Source organism: Arthrobacter sp. RCC_34 (assembly GCF_041360795.1).
Lineage (GTDB): Bacteria > Actinomycetota > Actinomycetes > Actinomycetales > Micrococcaceae > Arthrobacter_E.
The window spans coordinates 290410-310049 of sequence record NZ_JBFUPW010000004.1; the positions used below are offsets into that span (position 1 = coordinate 290410).

Annotated in this window: 19 protein-coding genes and 3 tRNA genes; 2 read left to right on the forward strand and 20 right to left on the reverse strand. The window is 67.6% G+C overall.

Features of this window, described 5'->3' with window-relative positions:
• Positions 1-2: 2 nt before the first annotated feature.
• The 5 genes from AB6732_RS15835 to AB6732_RS15855 form a co-directional block, all read right to left on the reverse strand.
• Positions 3-1055: a LacI family DNA-binding transcriptional regulator gene (locus AB6732_RS15835; protein WP_370960848.1), complete on the reverse strand. Its 1053-nt coding sequence runs from the start codon at positions 1053-1055 to the stop codon at positions 3-5.
• Between the two features lie 73 nt (positions 1056-1128).
• Complete coding sequence (locus tag AB6732_RS15840) at positions 1129-1461, reverse strand: hypothetical protein (RefSeq protein ID WP_370960849.1); 333 nt, start codon at positions 1459-1461, stop codon at positions 1129-1131.
• Complete coding sequence (locus AB6732_RS15845; RefSeq protein WP_370960850.1) at positions 1458-2330, reverse strand: carbohydrate ABC transporter permease; 873 nt, start codon at positions 2328-2330, stop codon at positions 1458-1460. The genes AB6732_RS15840 and AB6732_RS15845 overlap by 4 nt, the downstream gene beginning before the upstream one ends.
• Before the next feature lies 1 nt (position 2331).
• Positions 2332-3360 carry a carbohydrate ABC transporter permease gene (locus tag AB6732_RS15850; protein ID WP_370960851.1) on the reverse strand — a complete coding sequence of 343 codons (1029 nt, stop codon included), beginning with the start codon at positions 3358-3360 and terminating at the stop codon, positions 2332-2334.
• A gap of 91 nt (positions 3361-3451) precedes the next feature.
• Positions 3452-4741, reverse strand: coding sequence for an ABC transporter substrate-binding protein (locus AB6732_RS15855; RefSeq protein WP_370960852.1), 1290 nt, complete (start codon positions 4739-4741; stop codon positions 3452-3454).
• 235 nt (positions 4742-4976) lie between these two features.
• Between AB6732_RS15855 and AB6732_RS15860 the strand changes: the two genes are divergently transcribed.
• Positions 4977-6602 carry a glycoside hydrolase family 13 protein gene (locus tag AB6732_RS15860; RefSeq protein ID WP_370961033.1) on the forward strand — a complete coding sequence of 542 codons (1626 nt, stop codon included), beginning with the start codon at positions 4977-4979 and terminating at the stop codon, positions 6600-6602.
• Positions 6603-6714: 112 nt separating this feature from the next.
• Here AB6732_RS15860 and AB6732_RS15865 read toward each other — a convergent pair whose 3' ends face one another.
• The 6 genes from AB6732_RS15865 to AB6732_RS15890 all read right to left on the reverse strand — a co-directional run bounded on the left by AB6732_RS15865 (position 6715) and on the right by AB6732_RS15890 (position 9555).
• Complete coding sequence (locus tag AB6732_RS15865) at positions 6715-7071, reverse strand: hypothetical protein (RefSeq protein ID WP_370960853.1); 357 nt, start codon at positions 7069-7071, stop codon at positions 6715-6717.
• 213 nt (positions 7072-7284) lie between these two features.
• Positions 7285-7890 carry a hypothetical protein gene (locus AB6732_RS15870; RefSeq protein WP_370960854.1) on the reverse strand — a complete coding sequence of 202 codons (606 nt, stop codon included), beginning with the start codon at positions 7888-7890 and terminating at the stop codon, positions 7285-7287.
• The gene (locus AB6732_RS15875) at positions 7887-8492 is read right to left on the reverse strand and encodes a DUF6286 domain-containing protein (RefSeq protein ID WP_370960855.1); all 606 of its coding nucleotides are present in this window, start codon (positions 8490-8492) and stop codon (positions 7887-7889) included. The genes AB6732_RS15870 and AB6732_RS15875 overlap by 4 nt, the downstream gene beginning before the upstream one ends.
• A gap of 6 nt (positions 8493-8498) precedes the next feature.
• Positions 8499-8891: a hypothetical protein gene (locus tag AB6732_RS15880; protein ID WP_370960856.1), complete on the reverse strand. Its 393-nt coding sequence runs from the start codon at positions 8889-8891 to the stop codon at positions 8499-8501.
• Positions 8888-9079, reverse strand: a complete 192-nt coding sequence (locus tag AB6732_RS15885) for a DUF2273 domain-containing protein (protein ID WP_066217277.1) — start codon at positions 9077-9079, stop codon at positions 8888-8890. Before AB6732_RS15885 ends, AB6732_RS15880 begins: the two co-directional genes overlap by 4 nt.
• Positions 9076-9555 carry an Asp23/Gls24 family envelope stress response protein gene (locus AB6732_RS15890; protein ID WP_370960857.1) on the reverse strand — a complete coding sequence of 160 codons (480 nt, stop codon included), beginning with the start codon at positions 9553-9555 and terminating at the stop codon, positions 9076-9078. Before AB6732_RS15890 ends, AB6732_RS15885 begins: the two co-directional genes overlap by 4 nt.
• 316 nt (positions 9556-9871) lie before the next feature.
• On the opposite strand from AB6732_RS15890, the gene AB6732_RS15895 reads away from it, so the two are divergent.
• On the forward strand, positions 9872-11497 hold the full coding sequence (locus AB6732_RS15895) for an MFS transporter (protein ID WP_370960858.1): 1626 nt from the start codon (positions 9872-9874) through the stop codon (positions 11495-11497).
• A 107-nt stretch (positions 11498-11604) separates the two neighbouring features.
• Here AB6732_RS15895 and AB6732_RS15900 read toward each other — a convergent pair whose 3' ends face one another.
• The 9 genes from AB6732_RS15900 to AB6732_RS15940 all read right to left on the reverse strand — a co-directional run bounded on the left by AB6732_RS15900 (position 11605) and on the right by AB6732_RS15940 (position 19603).
• On the reverse strand, positions 11605-12387 hold the full coding sequence (locus tag AB6732_RS15900; protein WP_370960859.1) for an SDR family NAD(P)-dependent oxidoreductase: 783 nt from the start codon (positions 12385-12387) through the stop codon (positions 11605-11607).
• A gap of 80 nt (positions 12388-12467) precedes the next feature.
• Positions 12468-14360, reverse strand: a complete 1893-nt coding sequence (locus AB6732_RS15905; RefSeq protein WP_370960860.1) for an IucA/IucC family siderophore biosynthesis protein — start codon at positions 14358-14360, stop codon at positions 12468-12470.
• The gene (locus AB6732_RS15910; protein ID WP_370960861.1) at positions 14357-14941 is read right to left on the reverse strand and encodes a GNAT family N-acetyltransferase; all 585 of its coding nucleotides are present in this window, start codon (positions 14939-14941) and stop codon (positions 14357-14359) included. Before AB6732_RS15910 ends, AB6732_RS15905 begins: the two co-directional genes overlap by 4 nt.
• The gene (locus AB6732_RS15915) at positions 14938-16317 is read right to left on the reverse strand and encodes a lysine N(6)-hydroxylase/L-ornithine N(5)-oxygenase family protein (RefSeq protein WP_370960862.1); all 1380 of its coding nucleotides are present in this window, start codon (positions 16315-16317) and stop codon (positions 14938-14940) included. Before AB6732_RS15915 ends, AB6732_RS15910 begins: the two co-directional genes overlap by 4 nt.
• Positions 16314-17939 (reverse strand): aspartate aminotransferase family protein, encoded by a 1626-nt coding sequence (locus tag AB6732_RS15920; protein WP_370960863.1) that lies wholly within the window; start codon positions 17937-17939, stop codon positions 16314-16316. Before AB6732_RS15920 ends, AB6732_RS15915 begins: the two co-directional genes overlap by 4 nt.
• 162 nt (positions 17940-18101) lie before the next feature.
• Positions 18102-19028 carry a methyltransferase gene (locus AB6732_RS15925; protein ID WP_370960864.1) on the reverse strand — a complete coding sequence of 309 codons (927 nt, stop codon included), beginning with the start codon at positions 19026-19028 and terminating at the stop codon, positions 18102-18104.
• A 208-nt stretch (positions 19029-19236) separates the two neighbouring features.
• A tRNA-Phe gene (locus tag AB6732_RS15930) sits at positions 19237-19309 on the reverse strand.
• A gap of 46 nt (positions 19310-19355) precedes the next feature.
• Positions 19356-19429 (reverse strand) — tRNA-Asp (locus tag AB6732_RS15935).
• Positions 19430-19530: 101 nt separating this feature from the next.
• A tRNA-Glu gene (locus tag AB6732_RS15940) sits at positions 19531-19603 on the reverse strand.
• Positions 19604-19640: the final 37 nt, after the last annotated feature.

The following is a 19640-nucleotide window of genomic DNA, read 5'->3' on the forward strand; positions in this document are numbered from 1 at the left end:
AGCTACGACAGCGGCGCGGTGGACGTCCGGCTCTTCAGCTCGAAGTCCGCGTGCACATCGTGGACGGATCCCGCCTTGCCGGCCAGCTCGTCGAGCAGCATGCGCGTCCCGAGCCGTGCCTGAGCCACCGGGTCCTGGGCCACGGTGCTCAGCCCCATGACCGGTGAGAACTCATGGTCGTCGATCCCGATCACCGAAAGATCCTCCGGCACTCGCAGTCCACGGCGCTGCGCCTGCAGGATGACGCCCATGGCCATCTCATCGGAGGCGCACATGAGCGCCGTAGGTTTGGGGCCCGGCCGGTTCCAGAGTTCCTCGAACGCCTCGGCTCCGCTCGCGAGGGTGAAGTTCCCCCGCACCTCCCACTCCGCGTGGTACTCGACCCCTGCACGGGCGAGCTCCTCGTGGAACCCGTTCACGCGCAGCTCGGGGACCTGGAAATTGAGGTCCTCGTCATCGTCCTGGCCATGCAGGACGCCGATGTCGCGGTGCCCGAGGTCCAGCAGGTGGCGGGTGGCGAGAGCCGCCGCGTCCACGTCGTTGATGCCGATGCTGGAGCAGCCCTCCACCGGCCCGCCCACCGCGACCAGCGGGATGTCGAGACGGCGGAGCTCCTGGATCTCGTCGATGGACAGCGCCATGCAGAGCACCAGGAGCGCATCGATGTGTTTCGCGACCATGGTCTTGCTGAAGGTCCGCTGCCGTTCGCCGGAGCGGCTGTCGAGGCTGAACAGCGACAGGTTGTAACCCTGCTCGTGGAGCTCGCGCTCCACGCCTTCCAGGGCCTTGTAGAAGAACCAGCGGTCCACATACGGCGCCAGGACCCCGATGGTGCGGGTCCGGCCCGTCGCCAGGCCGGACGCCGCGGACGAGGCCACGTAGCCGAGTTCGGAGGCGACGTCCAGAATGCGCTGGCGGGTCTGTTCAGAGACCCTCGGAAGGCCTCGGACGGCCCGGGAGACGGTCGCCGTCGAGACGCCCGCCGCGGCAGCCACATCCTCGATGCTCACGCCATGATGCCCACCACGGGCGGCACGCGCAGCCATGCCAGTCACACTCCTCAGGTTCTCCGGATCATGAATTGAACCACGCGTGCCATGTCACGTCACAGTCGATGACGCCTCGTGCTCAGTTGCGACGGCCCATGGCCCGGGACGGCAGACGCCTGCGGAGCCTGATCAATCCCCAGACGGCGAGCACCGCCGCGAGCAGGCCGAGGGCCCAGCCGAGGGCCGGCTGTCCCGTAACCTCCATCCACACCGTGGTGCCGAAGAGGACCAGGGTCCAGAACCCCAGCATCCCCAGGACGATATCCAGATCCTCGGCGCTTCTGAGGAGGCGACGGCTGGGCTTCCGCTCCGGCTCCTCCCGGGCCGGGCCTTCCCATCCGCCCACGGTCCGTCCGCGGACGGCGGCGGCGCGCCGGCCGTCGTCGTCCGCGGAGGACTGCTGCTTGCTCACTTGACCGCGCCTGCGGTCAGACCGGCCACGATCTTGCGCTGGAACACCAGCACCAGGATGACCAGGGGGATGGTGACCACGGTTCCGGCGGCCATGACGGCCGTGTACGGCTCCTGATGCGGCTGGGCGCCGGCGAAGGAGGCGATGGCCACGGTGACGGTCTTGGTGGAATCCACCGAGAGCTGGCTGGCGATCAGGAACTCGTTCCAGGCGCCGATGAAGGTCAGGATCGCGGTGGTGAACGTCGCGGGTGCGGCGAGCGGAAGGATGACCTTCCGGAACGCCTGGCCCTGCGTGCAGCCGTCGATCCGGGCCGCCTCCTCCAGCTCCCACGGCATCTCACGGAAGAAGGACGTGAGCGTGTAGACCGCCAGGGGCAGGGAGAAGGAGATGCTCGGGATGATCAGGGCCTGGTAGGTGCCCATCCAGCCGATCCCGGTGAAGAACTGGAACAGCGGCGTGATCAAGGCGACGGCGGGGAACATCGACGCGCCCAGGATGAAACCGAGGACCAGTTCCTTGAAGCGGAACTTCAACCGGGCCAGGGCGTAGGCCGCGAACACGCCGACCACCAGGGAGATCACTGTGGTGGTGCCCGCCACGATCAGGCTGTTCAGGAGGTTCTGGGCGAAGTGGTTGCCCAGGCTCTCGTCGAACACGGTGCGGAAGTTGTCGAACGTGACGTGGGTGAAGAACGGCGTCGGGTCGAAGGTGAAGCCGACATCGCGGAACGCCGTGACGATCATCCAGTAGAAGGGCGCGAGACACCAGACGAGGATGACGGCGGCCTGGATGTAGGTGCGGGCCGGCGCCCAGCTGAAGGCACGACGGCGCGTGGTTGCGGAGGCGGTGCTGACTGCGTTGCTCATGTCACTTCTTCTTCGGTGCGGCGGACTCCACGGCGTTGGCGCCGAGGAAGCGGACAAAGATGAATGCCACCAGGAAGATCACCAGGAAGGTGATGGTGGACAGCGCGGACGCCCCGTTGAGGCCTTGTCTGACCTGCTGCACCACCAGGATGGAGAGGGTGGTGGTGTTGTTGGCGCCGCCGGTCATGATGGCGGGCAGGTCGTACATGCGCAGCACGTCGAGGGTGCGGAACAGGATGGCGACCATCAGGGCCGGCCGCACCAGCGGGAGCGTGATCTGGGTGAACCGCTGCCAGGCGCTGGCGCCGTCCACCTTCGCGGCCTCGTAGACCTCGTCCGGGATGAGCTGAAGACCCGCCAGGATCAGCAGCGCCATGAACGGGGTGGTCTTCCAGACGTCGGAGATGATGATGGCCCAGCGGGCGGGCCCTTCGGAACCCGTCCAGAGGATCTGCGTGCCGAAAAGCTGATTGATGATGCCGTCGAAGGCGAACATGAAGAAGAACAGCTTGGCCGTGACGGCGGTGGGGATGGCCCACGGCACCAGGACGGCGGCGCGGATGATGCTGCGGCCCTTGAAGGCGCGCGCCATGATGACGGCCATCCAGAAACCGAGGATGGTCTCCAGGATCACCGTGATGATGGTGAAGAAGAAGGTGGTGCCCATCGCGTTCCAGAACTGGGAACCGAGGGTGCCGGGAGGGCAGGCCTGGCCGTTGCACTGCTGCAGGAGCCAGTGGACGTAGTTGTCGGCTCCGGCGAAGCCGCCCTGGACGAAGAAGCCGGTGGCCGGGTCGAGGCCGGCGTCCTTCTGGAAGGACATGATGATGGCGTTGATGATCGGGTAGACGATCACCACGGCCAGCAGGATCAAGGTGGGTGTGAGCAGCGTGTAGGCCCAGCGGCCCTGCGTCACTTCGCGCCGGTCGGCGCTTTCCGCGCCGGCCAGGCCGGGTCCGCCTTTGGACCCTTTCCCCGCGCCGCCGCCGGTGGTGGTGCCCCGCGTCTGCGAGGGGGCATCTGTGGACATGGTGACTCCTCTGTGGTGTTCCCCTGGTCGATGGCCCCGCGCACGGGGCGATGGTGGGGGCCCGCCCGCGAGCGGGCCCCCACCTGGTCGGCTACTTGGACGCGCTGGCCGCGTCGATGGCGGCCTGCATGTCGCTCAGTGCCTGATCGACGGTCTTCTCACCCTTCATCGCGGCGTAGGAGTTGTCCTGAACCGCCTTGGTGACTGCCGGGTAGAAGGGGGTCACCGGACGCGGAACCGCGTTCTGGATCGAGGTCAGCAGCGTCGGCATGTACGGCAGCTTGGCCACGATCGCCTGATCCTTGTAGAGGTCCGCGGTCACCGGGGCCAGGGAGCCCTGGGTGGCGAAGAACTTCTGCTGCTCGTCCTGGATCAGGAAGTTAGCGAAGTCATGCGCGGTGGCCTTGTTCTTGGAGTACACGCTGATGGCTGCGCTGTGGCCGCCCAGCGAGGAGGCGCCGGGGCCGTCCTTGCCCGGGAGAGGCGCGACGCCGAAGGTGTCCTTCACCTTGGAGGCGCCGTCGCTCTTGGCGAGGTTGTAGACGTACGGCCAGTTGCGCAGGAAGAGGAGCTTGCCGTCCTCGAAGGCCTGACGGCCCTGTTCCTCCTGGTAGGTGATGCCTTCCTTGGGGATGTTGCCGCTCTTGTAGGCATCCACGAGCTTGGACAGACCGGCCTTGGCCTCCGGAGTGTTCACGGCGGCCTTGCCCTGGTCATCGACGATCTTGCCGCCGAAGGTGTTGATGGCCTCGGCCGCGTTCACCGTCAGGCCTTCGTACTTCTGGTACTGGCCGGCGTAGCAGCTCATGTTGTGCTGCTTGGCGATCGAACACATGGACATCATCTCGTCCCACGTCTTCGGAGGGGTGGGGACCAGGTCCTTGCGGTAGTACAGGAGACCGCCGTCCGAGGAGATCGGCACGGCGTAGAGGGTGCCGTTGTAGGTCGCGGCCTTGACCGTGGCGGGCAGCAGCTTGGTGGAATCCACCGCCACCTTGTCCTTGAGCGGCTGGAGCCAGCCCTTGGCAGCGAACTCCGCGGACCAGACGACGTCCACGGTCACGACGTCGTAGTTGGCGTCGTTGGCCTGGAAGTGCTGAACCAGATCGTCGTGCTGCTGGTCGGCGTTGTCGGTCTGTTCCTTGAGCGTGACCTTCTGGTCCGGGTGGGCCGAGTTCCAGCGGTCGATGGTGGGACGCCAGACATTCGAGTTGTCCTTGCCGGTCACGAAGGTGATCGGGCCGCGTCCGTCGAGGCCCTGTGACGCGGCATCGTTGCCGCCCCCTCCGTTGCCAGACCCACTCCCGCCGCCACAGGCGGTGAGGGTTACAGCCAGAACAGCGACCGCTGCGGCCGGCACAAGGAATTTACGTGGTTTCATTGCAGATGACTCCTCAGTGAGCGAAGCAAGTCTTCCCAGTCGGGTTGATGTTGCGTAGATCACATTAGTAAGCTTCCATCGTCCGATGCAAGCGTTTACATAGAATCGTTAGGAAGGTTCTCCCGTGCCGCAGACCGCACCCGAATCCCACGAGGCACGCCACGGCACCTGGTGGTCCGACGCAGTGGTATACCAGGTCTACCCGCGCTCGTTCGCCGACGGGAACGGCGACGGCATGGGGGACATCCCGGGCATCACGCAGCAGCTTCCGTACTTGGCGGAGCTGGGGGTCGACGCCGTCTGGCTGAGCCCCTTCTACAAGTCGCCGCAGGCGGACGCAGGGTATGACGTGGCCGATTACCGCGTGGTCGACCCGCTCTTCGGCAGCAACGAGGACTTCGACGGAATGCTCGAAAAGGCTCATGAACTGGGCCTGAAGGTGATCGTGGACCTCGTGCCCAACCACACCTCGGACGAGCACGTCTGGTTCCAGGAGGCCCTCGCCGCCGGCCCCGGCTCGCCCGAGCGCGCCCGCTACATGTTCCGCCCCGGCAAGGGCGAGAACGGCGAGATCGAGCCCAACAACTGGAATTCCATTTTCGGTGGACCTGCCTGGACCCGGACCACGAACGCCGACGGAACCCCCGGTGAGTGGTATCTCCACCTCTTCGACACCAAGCAGCCGGATCTCAATTGGGATAACGAAGAGGTCCGCGAGGAGATGCGTTCCGTCCTCCGTTTCTGGCTGGACAAGGGGGTGGACGGCTTCCGGGTGGACGTCGCCCACGGCATGATCAAAGCCAAGGGTCTTCCGGACTGGGAAGGCGCCGCCGCCATGGTGGAAGGCTCCATCACCGAAGGCGAAGCCACCCAGGAGAAGGGCACCGGCAGCGGCCAGGACCTCTCGAAGGCGCCCTTCTTCGATCAGGACGGCGTCCACGAGATCTACCGCGACTGGCACCGGCTCCTCGCCGAATACCCGGGCGACCGGATGCTCGTGGCCGAGGCCTGGGTGGAGCCCGCCGAACGGCTGGCCCGGTATGTCCGTCCGGACGAGATGCAGCAGGCCTTCAACTTCGACTTCCTGCTGGCCGGCTGGGACGCCGAGCGGCTCGCCACCTCGATCGACGCCTCGATCGAGGCCGTGGCCGCCGTCGGGGCGCCCGTCACCTGGGTGCTGAGCAACCACGACACCGTGCGGCACCCCAGCCGTTTCGGTCTCAGCGACCCCACCACCTTCCCCAAGGGCATCGCGGCCGAGGACGAGCAGCCCGACGCCGCGCTCGGCCTGGCGCGCGCCCGCGCCGCGACCCTCGTGGAGCTGGCACTGCCCGGATCCGCTTACCTGTACCAGGGCGAGGAACTGGGGCTTCCGGAGCACACCACGCTCCCCGCCGAAGCACGCCAGGACCCGTCCTTCTTCCGCACCCACGGCGAGGAGCGCGGCCGTGACGGCTGCCGCGTGCCGCTCCCGTGGACCGCGGACGCCCCCGGGTATGGCTTCAGCCTGCACGGACCACGGAATGGCGCCAAGCCGTGGCTTCCGCAGCCCGAATCCTTCGCCGAGCACGCGGCGGATGTGCAGGACGGCGTCGACGGCTCCACGCTCGAGCTTTACCGCGCGGCACTGGCCTTCCGGCGGGAACACGGTCTCGGGCGGGGCTCCCACCTGTGGTCCGCGCTGCACGACCCGGCCCACGGCGTCGTGGCGTTCCTGAACAGCGGCGTGCTCGTGCTGACCAACATGGGCGACTCCCCCGTGGCGCTGCCGGCCGGATTCTCCCTGGCACTCGCCAGCGGACCGGTCGAGGACAAGGTGCCGTCCGACACCACCGTCTACCTGGTGCCGGGCAAGAGCTGACGGCGGCTCACCCGCCGCGCACGCCGGTGGGGCACATGACGAAGGGCGGGCGCCGGATCACTCCGGGGCCCGCCCTTCGCGGCGTGCTGGCTCAGGCGATTACGCCTATGTGCTACTTGTCGCCCTTGAAGAAGCCGGCGATCTTCGCGCCGAGACCCTTGGCGTTCTCCACCGCGTCACCGGCGAACTCCTTGACGTTCTCGGCAGCGTCGCCCGCGAATTCCTTCACGTTTTCAACGGCGTCGCCCGCGAACTCCTTGACGTTCTCGGTGGCGTCACCGGCGAACTCCTTGACGTTCCCGACGGCGTCCTCGGTGAAGTTCTTGACGTTCTCGACGGCGCCATCCACGAATTCGCGGGTGCCCTCGGGGGCGTTCTCCGCGGCGGTGTCGGCCGCGTTCTTCACGGCTTCGCCGGCGGTGTCGGCCGCGTTGTTGACTTCCTCGGCGCCCGGAATGTTCTCACTCATGATGACTCCTGCATGCTCGGTGGCTGTGCAAGCGCTGGTCGGCGGCTTGCCCGGTGTCAGGCTGACTCCACCTTCAAGCTAGACGGCACATCGCTCAGGAGCAAGGCCGATCCGGCGTCGGAGGTGGTCAGCAGCGAAGACACGTCTTCCTGAGACACACTGCCGCACCCCGAAAAACGCAGTACCCGAAAAGCTCCAGCGCACCCCGAAAACTCAGAGCACTCGTTCCTCACGCGTGAACAACGCCCGGGTACCGGTTCCCAGGTGGAGCAGCACCGGGGTGTGCTGCCCGACCGTCGCGTCGAGCCCCTGCAGGAGCACGCCGACCTCCCGGACCAGCTTCTGCGGCGAGGCGCCCTTGCGGGGATACAGCCGGACGCGGAGCCCGGTGACGCCGCGGTACTGGTAGGTGCCCACCGACAAGCCGAGCAGATCGCTCCGGCCTGCCAGAGCCGCGCGGAGCATCTGTTCGGCGACATTGCCGCTGATGGTGACATCACCCAGCGTCGGCGAATCATCGGCGCGGTCCACCAGGAGGCTGACCCGGCCCTGGCCCTGGACGGAGATCCACCGGACCGTGAGCAGCACGATCACCAGCAGCACGGCGACGGCCACCAGGTAGATCCAGCTGCTGGCGAGCAGCGGCGTGGACTCGTAACGGCGGTGGAACCACTCCACCCACTGCTCCGCCACCCGGTGCCAGGCCTGCGCCACGGCCGGGACGGCTGAAACCACCATCAGGAAGACCCCGGCTGCCAGCACCACCAGTCCCACGAGGCCGGTGAAGAAGCGATTGATCCTTCTCGGTGTGCCGTTCATGCGCCCACCACTCCCGTGCTCGCGATGTTGACCGTGACGCTGGGCCGCGGTTCCAGTCCCATGGCCCCGAGTTCGTCCGTGACGGCTCGCTCCACCGCCTCCGGGGTCACGCGCAGGCCCGAGGTGGGGCGGACGTTGACGACCACCTGTGACTGCGCCACCGTGACCATGACCTGCGCGGAGGAGACATTGGCGGCCAGCCGCGCGCGGCGTGCCAGGGTGGAAGCCACCACTTCATCGTCCACCACCACGGCCAGCGTGGGATGGGGCATGCTGTGCCGGGCCCTGCGTCCCGGGAAGACGGCGACGAGCAGGAAGATCAGCCCGACCATGGCGAGCACGGCGCCGCCGAGGGCCAGGACCGGAGCGGGCCCGCCGGCGGGCAGTGTCGCGATCCAGTCGAGGGCGCGATCCGGGTCGATCAGCCAGCCCGGCAGGCGGAACAGCGCCAGCACGGACTCCAGCATGAGGTAGACGCAGAGCAGAATGACGAGGATCCCGGCGAGGAGCGCCGCGACGGAGCGCGACGGCGTGAGTTCCCGGCGGGTGACCTCGTCGAGGAAGCGGCGCTCCTCTTCGGCGGACAGCGGTTCAACGGACACGCCCACTCACCTGACCCTTCCCGCGGTGCGGTGCACCACGCCCGAGATCCGGATGTCCACTCGGCTCAGCTCGGAGCCGCTCAACTGCATGACGCGCGCACGGATGGCCGATTTCGCGTGGACGGCGCGGTCCCAGATGGTGCCGGAGGCTAGTGCCGAGGCGTCGCGGACCACCTCGCTCAGCGCCGGGATGCTCACGGGGCTCACCACGCTCAAGGCGAGGAGGCCGTCGTCGTCGCGCCATTCGACGCGCACCTCCTGCGCCGGAACGTCCAGGGCTTCGGCGCAGGCCGCTTTCGCCAGGCTGGTGAGGGCCTGCGTGCTGAATCGGTTGTGACCGGCCAGGACACGCTGCTGCGGTGCGGGGGTCCCTGCCGGTGCCACGGCGGCGTCGGTCATGAGGAGGAGCGCCGTCCCGTCAGGGCGTCCAGGACCCGGCGGAGGTCGATCCGGCCTTCGGCCGCGCGGCCCAGTATGGCGCCCACGGCCATGAAGATGAGGGAGACCAGGAAGCCCCACCAGCCGAACTGGAAGGACATGAAGGCCAGGAATGCTCCGATGGCGATACCGCTCAGGGTGTGGTTCATGGGACTCGCTTTCCTTCGACGACGACGGCGTCCGGCCCGGTGCCCTGCGGAAGTTCCTGCGGGGTCGGGGCGGCTGCGCCACGGGCGGGGCGGTTGTCCTGCTTGGCGCCGGGCAGCTGGACATCGTTGATCTCGATGTTGACTTCGATCACGTCCATGCCCACGAGGTCCTCCACCGCCTGGTAGACGGCGGCGCGGACGGCGTTGGCGATGTCGTGGAAGCGGTAGCCGAACTCGGCCACGAGGGTGAGGTCCACCGCCACCTGGGTCTCGCCGACCTCGGCGCGAACCCCGGGAACGTGGTCCGGATTGCCGACGGCGTCGCGGATGGCGCCCAGCGCGCGGGGCGTGCTTCCCGTGCCGAGGGCATGGACACCCGCGACGGCGCGTGCCGCGAGCCCGGCGACCTTGGCCACCGCTGAATCAGAGATCACGGTCCGTCCGCCTGCTGTGTGCTGCTCGAATTCAGAGTCCACTGTGCTCCCTTTCCCTTGGTCACCAAGCCTAGTACGCGTATCGGCTGGGGTGGGGAGCCCGCCGTGCCGGAGCGGCCGCGGAACCGGTGTTTCCGGCACGGTGTGACGAGGCTCCCAGGATTTCTTCAGGAGCGTGGAAAAACCGCGGAATCCCGGGGTTTCTCCGGCAGTCATACCGCATCACAGACGGCGTCTTGAGCGCCTCCGATTCCATCAAATTGCGTCAACGGGACTAAACTTGAACGTCATCGCGGGGCTGGACCCCGCACAGAAGTGCAAGTCGCAAGCAAATGACCTCCCTCAAGGAGAAGCCCAAATGCCCACAGACCCAGACTCACAGAAGACCGTGACGGCCCCTGGTGACCGACCCATCGAGGACGCCCACGGCGCCCGCTCGGCCTTCGCCGGCGGCACCGACACCGTCGTCCCCGCTGCCGCACCGAGGCGCCCTGGGGGGCCCGCCCGCAAGTTCCGTCTTCCCAGCTATCGCCTGAAGGTCTCCGACGTCAATGTCGTCGACAAGCCGATGCTGAAGAAGGCCATCGGCGGCACGATCGTCGGCAACACCATGGAATGGTACGACGTCGGCGTGTTCGGCTATCTCGTGACGGTCATGGGTCCGGTCTTCCTTCCGGACGCCGACCCCGCCATCCGCACCCTCTTCATGCTGGGCACCTTCGCGGTCACCTTCATCGCCCGTCCGCTGGGCGGCATCGTCTGCGGCTGGCTCGGCGACAAGGTGGGACGTCAGCGCGTGCTCGCGGCGACGCTCACCATGATGGCCGCCAGCACCTTCGCCATCGGCCTGCTGCCCGGTTACGCGCAGATCGGCGGCTGGGCCGCGGTTCTGCTCGTCACGCTGAAGCTCGTGCAGGGCTTCTCCACCGGCGGTGAGTACGCCGGCGCCACCACTTTCGTCTCGGAGTACGCCCCGGACAAGAAGCGCGGCTTCTTCGCCAGCTTCCTGGACATGGGCTCCTACCTGGGCTTCGCCGTCGGCGCCGCCCTCGTCTCGGTCCTCCAGCTCACTCTGAGCCCGGCCGACATGGAGGCCTGGGGCTGGCGCATCCCGTTCCTGCTCGCCGGCCCGCTGGGCCTGGTCGCCATCTACTTCCGGAGCAAGATCGAGGAATCCCCGCAGTTCCAAGCCACCCTGGATGCTCAGGAGGCCAAGGTCAGCAGCGCCACGGAGAAGGATCCGACCACCAACACCGGTCCCATCACCCTGGTGAAGACGTACTGGCGACAGATCATCCTCGCGATGATCCTGGCCGCAGCGGCCAACACCGTCGGCTACGCCCTGACGTCCTACATGCCGACGTACCTCACGGATTCGAAGGGTTACGATCCCGTCCACGGCACCCTGCTGACCATCCCGGTCCTGGTGATCATGGCCGCCTGCATCCCGTTGACCGGCCGCCTGTCCGACCGGGTGGGCCGCCGTCCGGTCCTGTGGGTCGGCGCAGGCAGCACCATCGTGCTCTCGATCCCGGCCTTCCTGCTGATCGGCGTCGGCGAAATCTGGTCCACCCTGCTGGGCCTGGCGCTGGTGGCGTTCCCCGTGACCTTCTACGTGGCGAACCTGGCCTCCGCACTCCCGGCCCTGTTCCCGACGTCGAGCCGTTACGGCGGCATGGGCATCGCCTACAACTTCTCCATGGCGATCTTCGGCGGCACCACGCCGTTCATCGTGGCCTCTCTCATCCAGGCCACGGGCAACGACATGATGCCCGCGTACTACCTGATGGCCACCTCGGTGATCGGCGGCATCGCGATCTACTTCCTGCCGGAATCGGCACGTCGCCCGCTGCCCGGCTCCATGCCGAGCGTCGCGACCGTTGAGGAGGCCCGCGAACTCGTGGCCACCCAGGAGGAGAACCCGCTGCTGGATCTGGACACGCTCCCCTTCGAGGACCGTCCGCTGGCCAGCGCCGGCAAGTAGCGCCCCCTCTCATCGACTGCTCCCTACGATGCCCGAATCGCCCGGAAAGGGCGTGAAACGGCATCGTAGGGAGCAGTCGATGGCGGTTTAAGGGCTGGAGGGTGTTGTCAGGGCTGGTCGACCGGACGCCGCGCCGGACCTCGCGCGAAGCGGGCGGGCAGGAGCCTCGTCGCGGCCACCACGGCCTTGTACCGGAGGCTCGGAATCGACACGGCCTTGCCGCGGGCATTGTCGGCCAGGCCGTCCCGCACCACCCGGCGGGCGTCGAGCCACATCCAGCGGGGCATGGCCGCCTTGTCGATGCCCATGCGCTGATGGAACTCGGTGTGCGTGAAGCCCGGGCACAGCGCCGTGACCTTCACCCCGGCCGGCCCGTAGCTCACATTGGCCCAGCGGCTGAAACTCAGTTCCCAGGCCTTGGCCGCCCCGTACGTGCCACGGGTCGCGAAGGCCGCGACGCTGGCCACATTGATGATCCGGCCCGTGCCGCGTGGCAGCATCTCCTGCAACGCCGCGTGACAGAGCTCCAGCGTGGTCTGCACATGGAGCCGCAAGTGGTTCAGCTCGTCCTCGACCGGATTCTCGTCGAAGGGCTTCTGGAGTCCGATGCCCGCGTTGTTCACGAGCACATCCACCGGCCGGGAGGCGTCCCGGAGACGCGCGACGACGGCGGCCACCCCGGCGTCGTCGGTCAGGTCCGCGGGCAGCACCTCCACGGTCACCCCGTAGTCACGCTCCAGGTGGCCGACCGCCGTGGTGAGCCGCCCGGCGTCGCGCGCCACGAGGATGAGGTGGTGGCCCTCCTCGGCGAGCTGCCGCGCGAATTCCGCGCCCAGCCCCGCCGAGGCGCCCGTGACCAGGGCCGTGTAAGCGTCCGCTCGTGCCGTCATGCCCCCAGGGTAACCCTCATGAGCCCGCACTGAGCCGGTGCGATCGCCGCCCCGCCACGGGGACGGCGACCGCGCGGGTACTAGCGGTCCCGGAACGCCGCGAGCGGATTTTGCAGCATCCCGGCCTTCTGAAGACCGCCGGACGGGTCGTCCAGGTCCAGCATGTGCTGGTTGTTCCGCAGCTGCAGGCGGTTCAGGCAGGAGAGTTCGAACTCCTCCACGAACAGGTCGTGCGCCGCGAACTGCCCCGCCAATTCCGGGTGCCGTGCCTGGTACTCGTGCAGGGCCTCGGCCGCGGTCCTCCAGAAGGCGTCCTCCTCCAGCACTCCGTCCTCCGCGAGCTGTGCGGACAGGAACCGGAAGATGCAGTCGAAGACGTCGGTGAAAATCGCCGCGGCCTTCTCCTCTTCGGGGATGGGCGCCTTGATGCGGGCGACGTCCTCGGGAACCTCCACTCGGTCACCCATCAGGACGATCTCCTCGGCGATGTCCTTCATGATGGCCCGGACGGGAACGCCGTCCTCGAGCACCAGGATCACGTTCTCGCCGTGCGGCATGAAGGCCAGCTCATAGGCGAAAAGGCAGTGCGCCAGGGGCACCAGATAGGCGTCGAAGTACCGGCGCAACCAGTTCTCCGGAGCCAGCCCCGAGCGCTCGATGAGTGCCGAGACGAACGACGTGCCGTCGTGGTCCACGTGCAGCAGCGACGCCATGGTCGCCAGCTGCTGCCCCTCCTGCAGGAGATGCACCGGGCTCTCCCGCCAGAGCGCGGACAGCATCTTCCTGTAAGGAGAGCCCTTCGCGGACGCCGCCTCGTAGTAGTGGTTGTGATAGCCGAGCGCGGCCTTCTCCTTGATCAGGGCCAGGCCGTGACGCTGCAGTTCGGCGTCCTGGCCGATCAGTTCCTCCAGCCAGTCGTTGATGGCCGGGGTGGCCTTCATGTACTGCGGAGACAGGCCGCGCATGAAGCCCATGTTCACCACGGACATCGCCGTCTTCACGTAGCTCTTCCCCGGGGCAGAGAGGTTGAAGAACGTGCGGATGGACTGCTGCGCCTGGTAGGAATCGGTGCCCGTGCCGAGCAGCACGATCCGCTGCTGGGCGATCTCCGCGGCGAAGGTCACCGTGATCTTGTGCTCCCACTGCCAGGGATGCACCGGCATGTAGAAGTAGTCCTCCGGATTCAGGCCTGCGGCGGACAGCTCCGCGTCGAAGAAGGCCATGGCGTCGAACCCGAGTTCATCGGTCAGGTGACGGCGGTAGTCCAGTCCTTCCTCCGAGCTGAACACGGCGCGGCTGCGGTGCACGGCGATCCAGCGCAGGCGCACCGGGGCGCCCGTTTCCGGGGCGAAGGCGTGATAGTCCGAGATCCCGAAGCCGAGCCGCCCATTGTTGGCGACGAAGCACGGGTGCCCCTCGGTCATCCCCCGTTCGATGGCCTGGAAGTCCTGGGCCACATCGGCGCCGCCCGTCACCCCTCGCGCCAGCAGTTCCGACGGGACGCCGTGACCCTGTTTGTAGGCGTGGCCTGACAGGGTGCTGCTGATCTCCTCCAGATAGACCGGCAGCTGTTCCAGCCGGATCGTCAGGCTCGTCTGGAACTCCGCGATGAAGTCCAGCGCGTCGAGCGGGAGCTCCTCGTCCTGGCCCGCGCGGTGGCGGGAGATCGAGTCGGCCGGAATGCTCCAGTGGTCCAGCCCACGGAGGGTGGCCTCGAAGCGGTACTCCGTGCCGCCGTCGTCGCTCAAGAGGCGGTAGGCGCCGCGCCCGTCCGCGCCGTCGCCCGTGCGCTCGGGGACGAAGAGCCGCTCGTGCGAGAACTCGGCAAGCGCCTTCCGGATCAGGTGCCGGTTGGCCACCGCCCAGCGGGCCGGTTCCAGGTGGGCCACTCCACCGGCTTCCCGGCCCGGAGCGGCGGTTTCACGGAGGCCGTCCTGGGCGCTGCTTTCCTGGAAAAGGGCGGTGGAGGTCATGCGGAGGCTCCTTCGGTGGCGGGGGTGGCGAGCGGGGTGAGGGTGGCGAGGAAGTCGTCCCGCGTGCAGAAGCTCAGAAGAGCCTCCTTGGTGCTTTCGGCGGGATCAACCGGAGGCAGCGTCACGACGGAGTGCGCGTGGAAGCCCACCCGTTCATTGAGGACGTGGATCTTGTGGTTGCGGACATCTGGTTCGACGACGACTCGCTCGGCCCCCGTGTGCTCGAACAGCCACGCCATGACGGACTGCATGACGCCGAGCGTGAAGCCCGGAATGGTCCCCGACGACGACGGCGGCGCCACCAGCAGGTGCATGCCGACATCGCCGGGCTGCACCTGGTAGACCGCATTGAGCGGCGATTCGGCCGGCCGGTACCGCTCGACCAGGAATTCCGGAACGCCGTCCCGGAGACCCAGGAACGCCTCGTGGTGACCGGTCGCGGCCAGGCCGTCGTACTCCTCCCGGACGTCCTCGACGGACGCCGCGAGCATCCCCCAGAACCGGGCGTAGGGCTGCGTGACCCAGCCGTGCAGCAGCTCCGCGTCGGCGGCGGGGTCGACGCGGCGGAAGGTGTGGTTCATGCCGTCACCGCCAGGGACTCCGCGGACTCGGTGGACTTCGCAGACTCGGTGGCTTCCACACGCTCCGCCGCCGGGACGCCGAAGTGCTGGAACGCGATGCTCCGCTCCACCGGGTACACCTCGGTGCCGAGGATCTCCCGCAGGATGCACGAATTGCGGTACGCGGCCATGCCGAGGTCCGGGGTGACGAAGCCGTGCGTGTGCAGCTCGGCGTTCTGGACGAAGATCTCCCCCGGCTCGACGCCGATGCCGTACTGCCGGTCCACGTCGAAGCGTCCGAGCTCGTCGCGCCGGATCCGGTCCGCGATTCCGCCGAGGAACGCAGGTTCCTGGTAGGAGTACCCCGTCGCGAAGACCACGGCCTCGGACTCGAGGGTGAACTCCCCACCCTGTTCGGCGTGACGGAAGGTGAGCGTGTGGGTGCCGGCGTCCTCGTCCCACGCGGCGTCCAGCAGCTCAGAGTGCGTGAAGAGCCGGGTGTCCACCATGCCGTTGAGGCTCTTCGCGTAGAGCAGGTCGTAGATCTCGTTGATGAGTTCCGAGTCGATGCCCTTGTAGAGGTTCTTCTGGTGCGCGATCAGGTGGTCGCGCTGCTCCGCGGGCAGTCCGTGGAAGTAGTCGACGTACTCGGGGGACGTCATCTCCAGGGTCAGTTTGGTGTATTCGAGCGGGAAGAAGCGGCCGCTGCGCGTCACCCAGGTGAGCTGGTAATCGTGCATGTCGATCTCCTGCAGCAGGTCCAGATACACCTCGGCGGCGCTCTGCCCGCTCCCGACGACGGTGATGCTCCGCCGCGCCTGGAGCTCCTCCTTCCGCTGGAGGTACTCCGCGTTGTGCAGGGCCGGGCCGCCGGCGTCGAGCACTCCGCGTCCCGCTTCCGGGACGCCGGGGGTGGTGCCGGTGCCCAGCACGAGGCGCCGCGTGCGGACCTGCTCCGTGCCCTGGGGGCCTTGGACGGTGAGGGTGTAGACGCCGTCGTCGTAGGTCGTATTCAGCACATCCGTGCTGAAACGGATGGAGTCGAGCTGCCCGGCCACCCACTGGCAGTACTGGTTGAACTCGGCGCGCAGCGGGTAGAAGTTCTCCCGGATGTAGAACCGGTAGAGGCGGCCGGTCTGCTTGAGGAAGTTCAGGAAGGAGTAGGGCGACGTCGGGTCGGCGAGCGTGACGAGATCCGCCATGAACGGCACCTGGAGGTGGGCCGGTTCGAGCATCATGCCGGGGTGCCAATCGAAGCTCTCGCGGCGTTCCAGGAAGAGATGGTCCAGCCCGTCCAGCGGTTCGCTCAGCGCGGCGAGACCCAGGTTGAACGGGCCGAGGCCGATGCCCACCAGGTCGTGGATGCGGCCGTCTGCGGTGTTCTCGGTGGTGGTCATGCGGAGAGGTCCTTCTGGTCTGAGGCAGTGGAGGCGGTGAAAGAAGAGGAGGCGGCGGCGTCCCGCGGGGCGGCCAGGGTGCCGAGGAGATCCGCGCCGGTGCGGCGCAGGAGCTCGATGATGTCCTGGATGTCGCTGAGGCGCGTCTCGGCGTTCAGGAGGGTGAACTTGAGGTGGTGACGTCCATGCACGGTCGTCCCGGCCACCACGGCCTCACCGGAGGCGAACACGGCGGCACGGATGGCGGGGTTGAGGCGGTCCGCGAGGTCCTCGTCCAGCGGGGCGCCGTTCAGCAGAGGACGGTAACGGAACACCAGGGTGCTGAGCTGGGGCGCGGCCGCGAGTTCGAAGTCCGGATCCTCGTCGAGGAGGGTCCCCACGCGGGCAGTGAGGTCGATGGCTTCGTCGAAGAGCGCACCGACGGCATCGGCGCCCATGGTGCGCAGCGTGAGCCACAGCTTGAGGGCGTCGAAGCGGCGGGTCGTCTGGATGCTCTTGTCCACCTGGTTGGGGATCTGGGCCTTGGCGGCGCTCTCCGGGTTGAGGTAGTCCGCGTAGTAGGTCACGTGACGGAGCATCGCGCGGTCCCGGACCAGGACGGCGCTGGAGCTGACGGGCTGGAAGAAGGTCTTGTGAAAGTCGACCGTCACGGAGTCCGCCAGGTGGATGCCGTTCAGCAACCCGCCGTGGCGCGGTGAGACGAGCAGCCCGCCGCCGTATGCGGCGTCGACGTGCATCCAGGCGTCGTACGCCTTCGCCAGGGCGGAGACCTCGTGCAGCGGGTCGACCGCGCCGAAGTCAGTGGTGCCCGCCGTCGCCACGACGGCCATCGGGATCAGGCCGGCCTCCTGGGACTCGGCAAGAGCGGCGCCGAGGGCGGTCGGGTCCAGGCGGTGGTCCGGCGTCGTGGGAACCGGGATCACGGCGTCGAACCCGAGGCCCAGCATGGCGGCGGACTTCTGGATGCTGAAGTGGCTGTCCTCGGAGGTGAAGATCCGCAGGCGGTCCAGGAGCAGCGGCAGCCGCAGCTCGCGATGCTCGGCGGACTCGGCACGGAGGCGCGCGACGGCGTGGTTGCGGGCCATGAGCAGGGCCTGGAAGTTGGACTGGCTGCCGCCGGAGGTGAACACGCCGTCCGCGTCCCGGCCGAGGCCGATCCGTTCCGCGGTCCAGTCGATGAGCCGCCGCTCGATGAGCGTCGCGCCCGCGCTCTGGTCCCAGGTGTCCAGGGAGGAGTTCACGGCGGAGAGGATCGCCTCCCCGACCAGCGCCGGGATCACGACGGGGCAGTTGAGGTGTGCTGCGTAGCGGGAATCGTGGAAGTAGACGGCGTCCTTCAGATACAGCTCGTCGAGTTCCTCGAGCGCCGCGGTCAGATCCGGGAGCGGCTGGTCGAGTTCGACGGCGGCGACCCGGCGCTCGAGGCCGGCGGGCGTGATGCCGGTGAACGGCTGGGAGGTGCGCTGGATCTTGGTGGCCACGGCGTTCACGCCCTGGAGGACCTGCGCCACGTAATTCGGGGAATTCCTGGCGTTGAGGAGCTGATTGCTCGCCGCCAGCGCGAGTTCGACGCCGGAACCGAAGTCCTGGCCTGGGGAGAGTTCGACACGGGACGATGTCACAGGACACTACTTTCCGTCGGGGATCGGGGACGCCCAACGGCCACAAGCAACGTTAGGCAAGCCAAGCCTTACTTAGGCTTGCCTTTACGTCAAATTAGCGTGCTGTAATTCACGCAGTATATGTCACTCCGCGACCGCTGGAGTCTGCGCTTCTGTGACTCTTCAGCGCGACGCCACAGGCCACCGGGGGATCCAGCAGCGCACCGTCTCGCGGTAACGGCGGTACGGCTCGCCGAACCGCGCCTCGAGGTCACGCTCCTCCAGCGGCCGGATGCCGACATTCCAGAGCAGCGCTCCGCCCACCGCGTACACCACCACGAGCCAGGACCCGAGGATCAGCCCCACCGACGCCGCCTGAACCACGCCCGCCACGGCCATCGGATTGCGGACCCAGCGGTACGGGCCCGCGATCACCAGCTCATTGGGCATCACCGACGGCAAGGGCGTGCCATGCCCGCGAGCAGACATGACGACCGCCGAGCAGATCCCCAACAGGCTGGCCAGGGCAAAAATCGTCCAGCCGACGACGGCGGCGGCCTCCGGCGCGGCCAGGCCCACCTTCCAGCGCTCCTCCAGAGCCCGGATGATCAATGGGAAGACCCCGAGGAAGAGGCCCCAGACCACGACGAGCTGCGTGAACGTCCAGCCCACGTGGCCCGCCGTCGCGCGCTGCCGATCCGCCGGCCGGAAGGCGAGCGGACCGCGGGTGACCCACTCGAACGGAATCCTGCCCAGCCACACGAGGCTCAGCGCGAGCAGCGAACCGAGCGCCGCGGCGCTCATCGCGACCACACCCCAGCCGGCCTCGGTGGTGAGCGTGGCATACAGCGCCATCAGCACCGTCACCAGAAGCGTCCAGGCAGTGTTCACCAGGGCCGCCACTCGCGATCCCGCCGCGGCCAGTCCGGCGGCGGCCACGAACAGCGGAAGGTCGAAGATCGCCACGAGCGCCGGGTCCAGTGAGCCCAGAGTGATGTGCCGGACCAGCGGGGACACAGGGACGAGAATCCACCAGAGAACGCCGGCCACCGACTGCACAGCGAAATAGGCGCGGCCCCACCGGACGGCGGGCGGCACGGGCGCGGTCATCAGCGGTCCCCCAGGGCTGCTTGGAACTGTTCTTGCGGTCAGCACGACTCTAGCCGCGGAGTGTCATGTCGCGGGCGCACGGCGGCCCGGGGTCCGCCAGCGGTTAAACGAAAAAACCGCCCGGAAGGCGGTTCGTGAAGCAGTCTCAGAGAAACCGCGGTTAAATTGAAGAAACCCTCACCATGTAGAAGCTAGGCGAGGGTTTCAGTGGCTCCGACCGGCGTCGATCCGGTGACCTTTCGATTTTCAGTCGAACGCTCTACCAACTGAGCTACAGAGCCTCGGTGACTTGTCACCATGATCGCCGGATAATTCCAGCCATCAAAGCGACCCTGACGGGACTTGAACCCGCGACCTCCGCCGTGACAGGGCGGCGCGCTAACCAACTGCGCTACAGGGCCTTGGTGGTATTTCTACCGTTGTTTTCACCGGAATCGCTCCCGGCTCACAAGATTTCATCTTAGCAGATCTTTCGATCCGCTTTCAAATCGCATCTCATGCGTACCCCCAACGGGATTCGAACCCGTGCCGCCGCCGTGAAAGGGCGGTGTCCTAGGCCGCTAGACGATGGGGGCCTTGACACACCTGCTCGGTTCCCGGCTGCTGCCGCGT

What these genes read in the sequence shown, in the direction of transcription:
- AB6732_RS15845 (WP_370960850.1), bottom strand. Translation starts at nt 2,330, where the DNA reads ATGAGCAACGCAGTCAGCACCGCCTCCGCAACCACGCGCCGTCGTGCC.
- AB6732_RS15850 (WP_370960851.1), bottom strand. Translation starts at nt 3,360, where the DNA reads ATGTCCACAGATGCCCCCTCGCAGACGCGGGGCACCACCACCGGCGGC.
- AB6732_RS15855 (WP_370960852.1), bottom strand. Translation starts at nt 4,741, where the DNA reads ATGAAACCACGTAAATTCCTTGTGCCGGCCGCAGCGGTCGCTGTTCTG.
- AB6732_RS15860 (WP_370961033.1), top strand. Translation starts at nt 4,977, where the DNA reads ATGGGGGACATCCCGGGCATCACGCAGCAGCTTCCGTACTTGGCGGAG.
- AB6732_RS15865 (WP_370960853.1), bottom strand. Translation starts at nt 7,071, where the DNA reads ATGAGTGAGAACATTCCGGGCGCCGAGGAAGTCAACAACGCGGCCGAC.
- AB6732_RS15870 (WP_370960854.1), bottom strand. Translation starts at nt 7,890, where the DNA reads ATGAACGGCACACCGAGAAGGATCAATCGCTTCTTCACCGGCCTCGTG.
- AB6732_RS15880 (WP_370960856.1), bottom strand. Translation starts at nt 8,891, where the DNA reads ATGACCGACGCCGCCGTGGCACCGGCAGGGACCCCCGCACCGCAGCAG.
- AB6732_RS15885 (WP_066217277.1), bottom strand. Translation starts at nt 9,079, where the DNA reads ATGAACCACACCCTGAGCGGTATCGCCATCGGAGCATTCCTGGCCTTC.
- AB6732_RS15895 (WP_370960858.1), top strand. Translation starts at nt 9,872, where the DNA reads ATGCCCACAGACCCAGACTCACAGAAGACCGTGACGGCCCCTGGTGAC.
- AB6732_RS15900 (WP_370960859.1), bottom strand. Translation starts at nt 12,387, where the DNA reads ATGACGGCACGAGCGGACGCTTACACGGCCCTGGTCACGGGCGCCTCG.
- AB6732_RS15905 (WP_370960860.1), bottom strand. Translation starts at nt 14,360, where the DNA reads ATGACCTCCACCGCCCTTTTCCAGGAAAGCAGCGCCCAGGACGGCCTC.
- AB6732_RS15910 (WP_370960861.1), bottom strand. Translation starts at nt 14,941, where the DNA reads ATGAACCACACCTTCCGCCGCGTCGACCCCGCCGCCGACGCGGAGCTG.
- AB6732_RS15915 (WP_370960862.1), bottom strand. Translation starts at nt 16,317, where the DNA reads ATGACCACCACCGAGAACACCGCAGACGGCCGCATCCACGACCTGGTG.
- AB6732_RS15925 (WP_370960864.1), bottom strand. Translation starts at nt 19,028, where the DNA reads ATGACCGCGCCCGTGCCGCCCGCCGTCCGGTGGGGCCGCGCCTATTTC.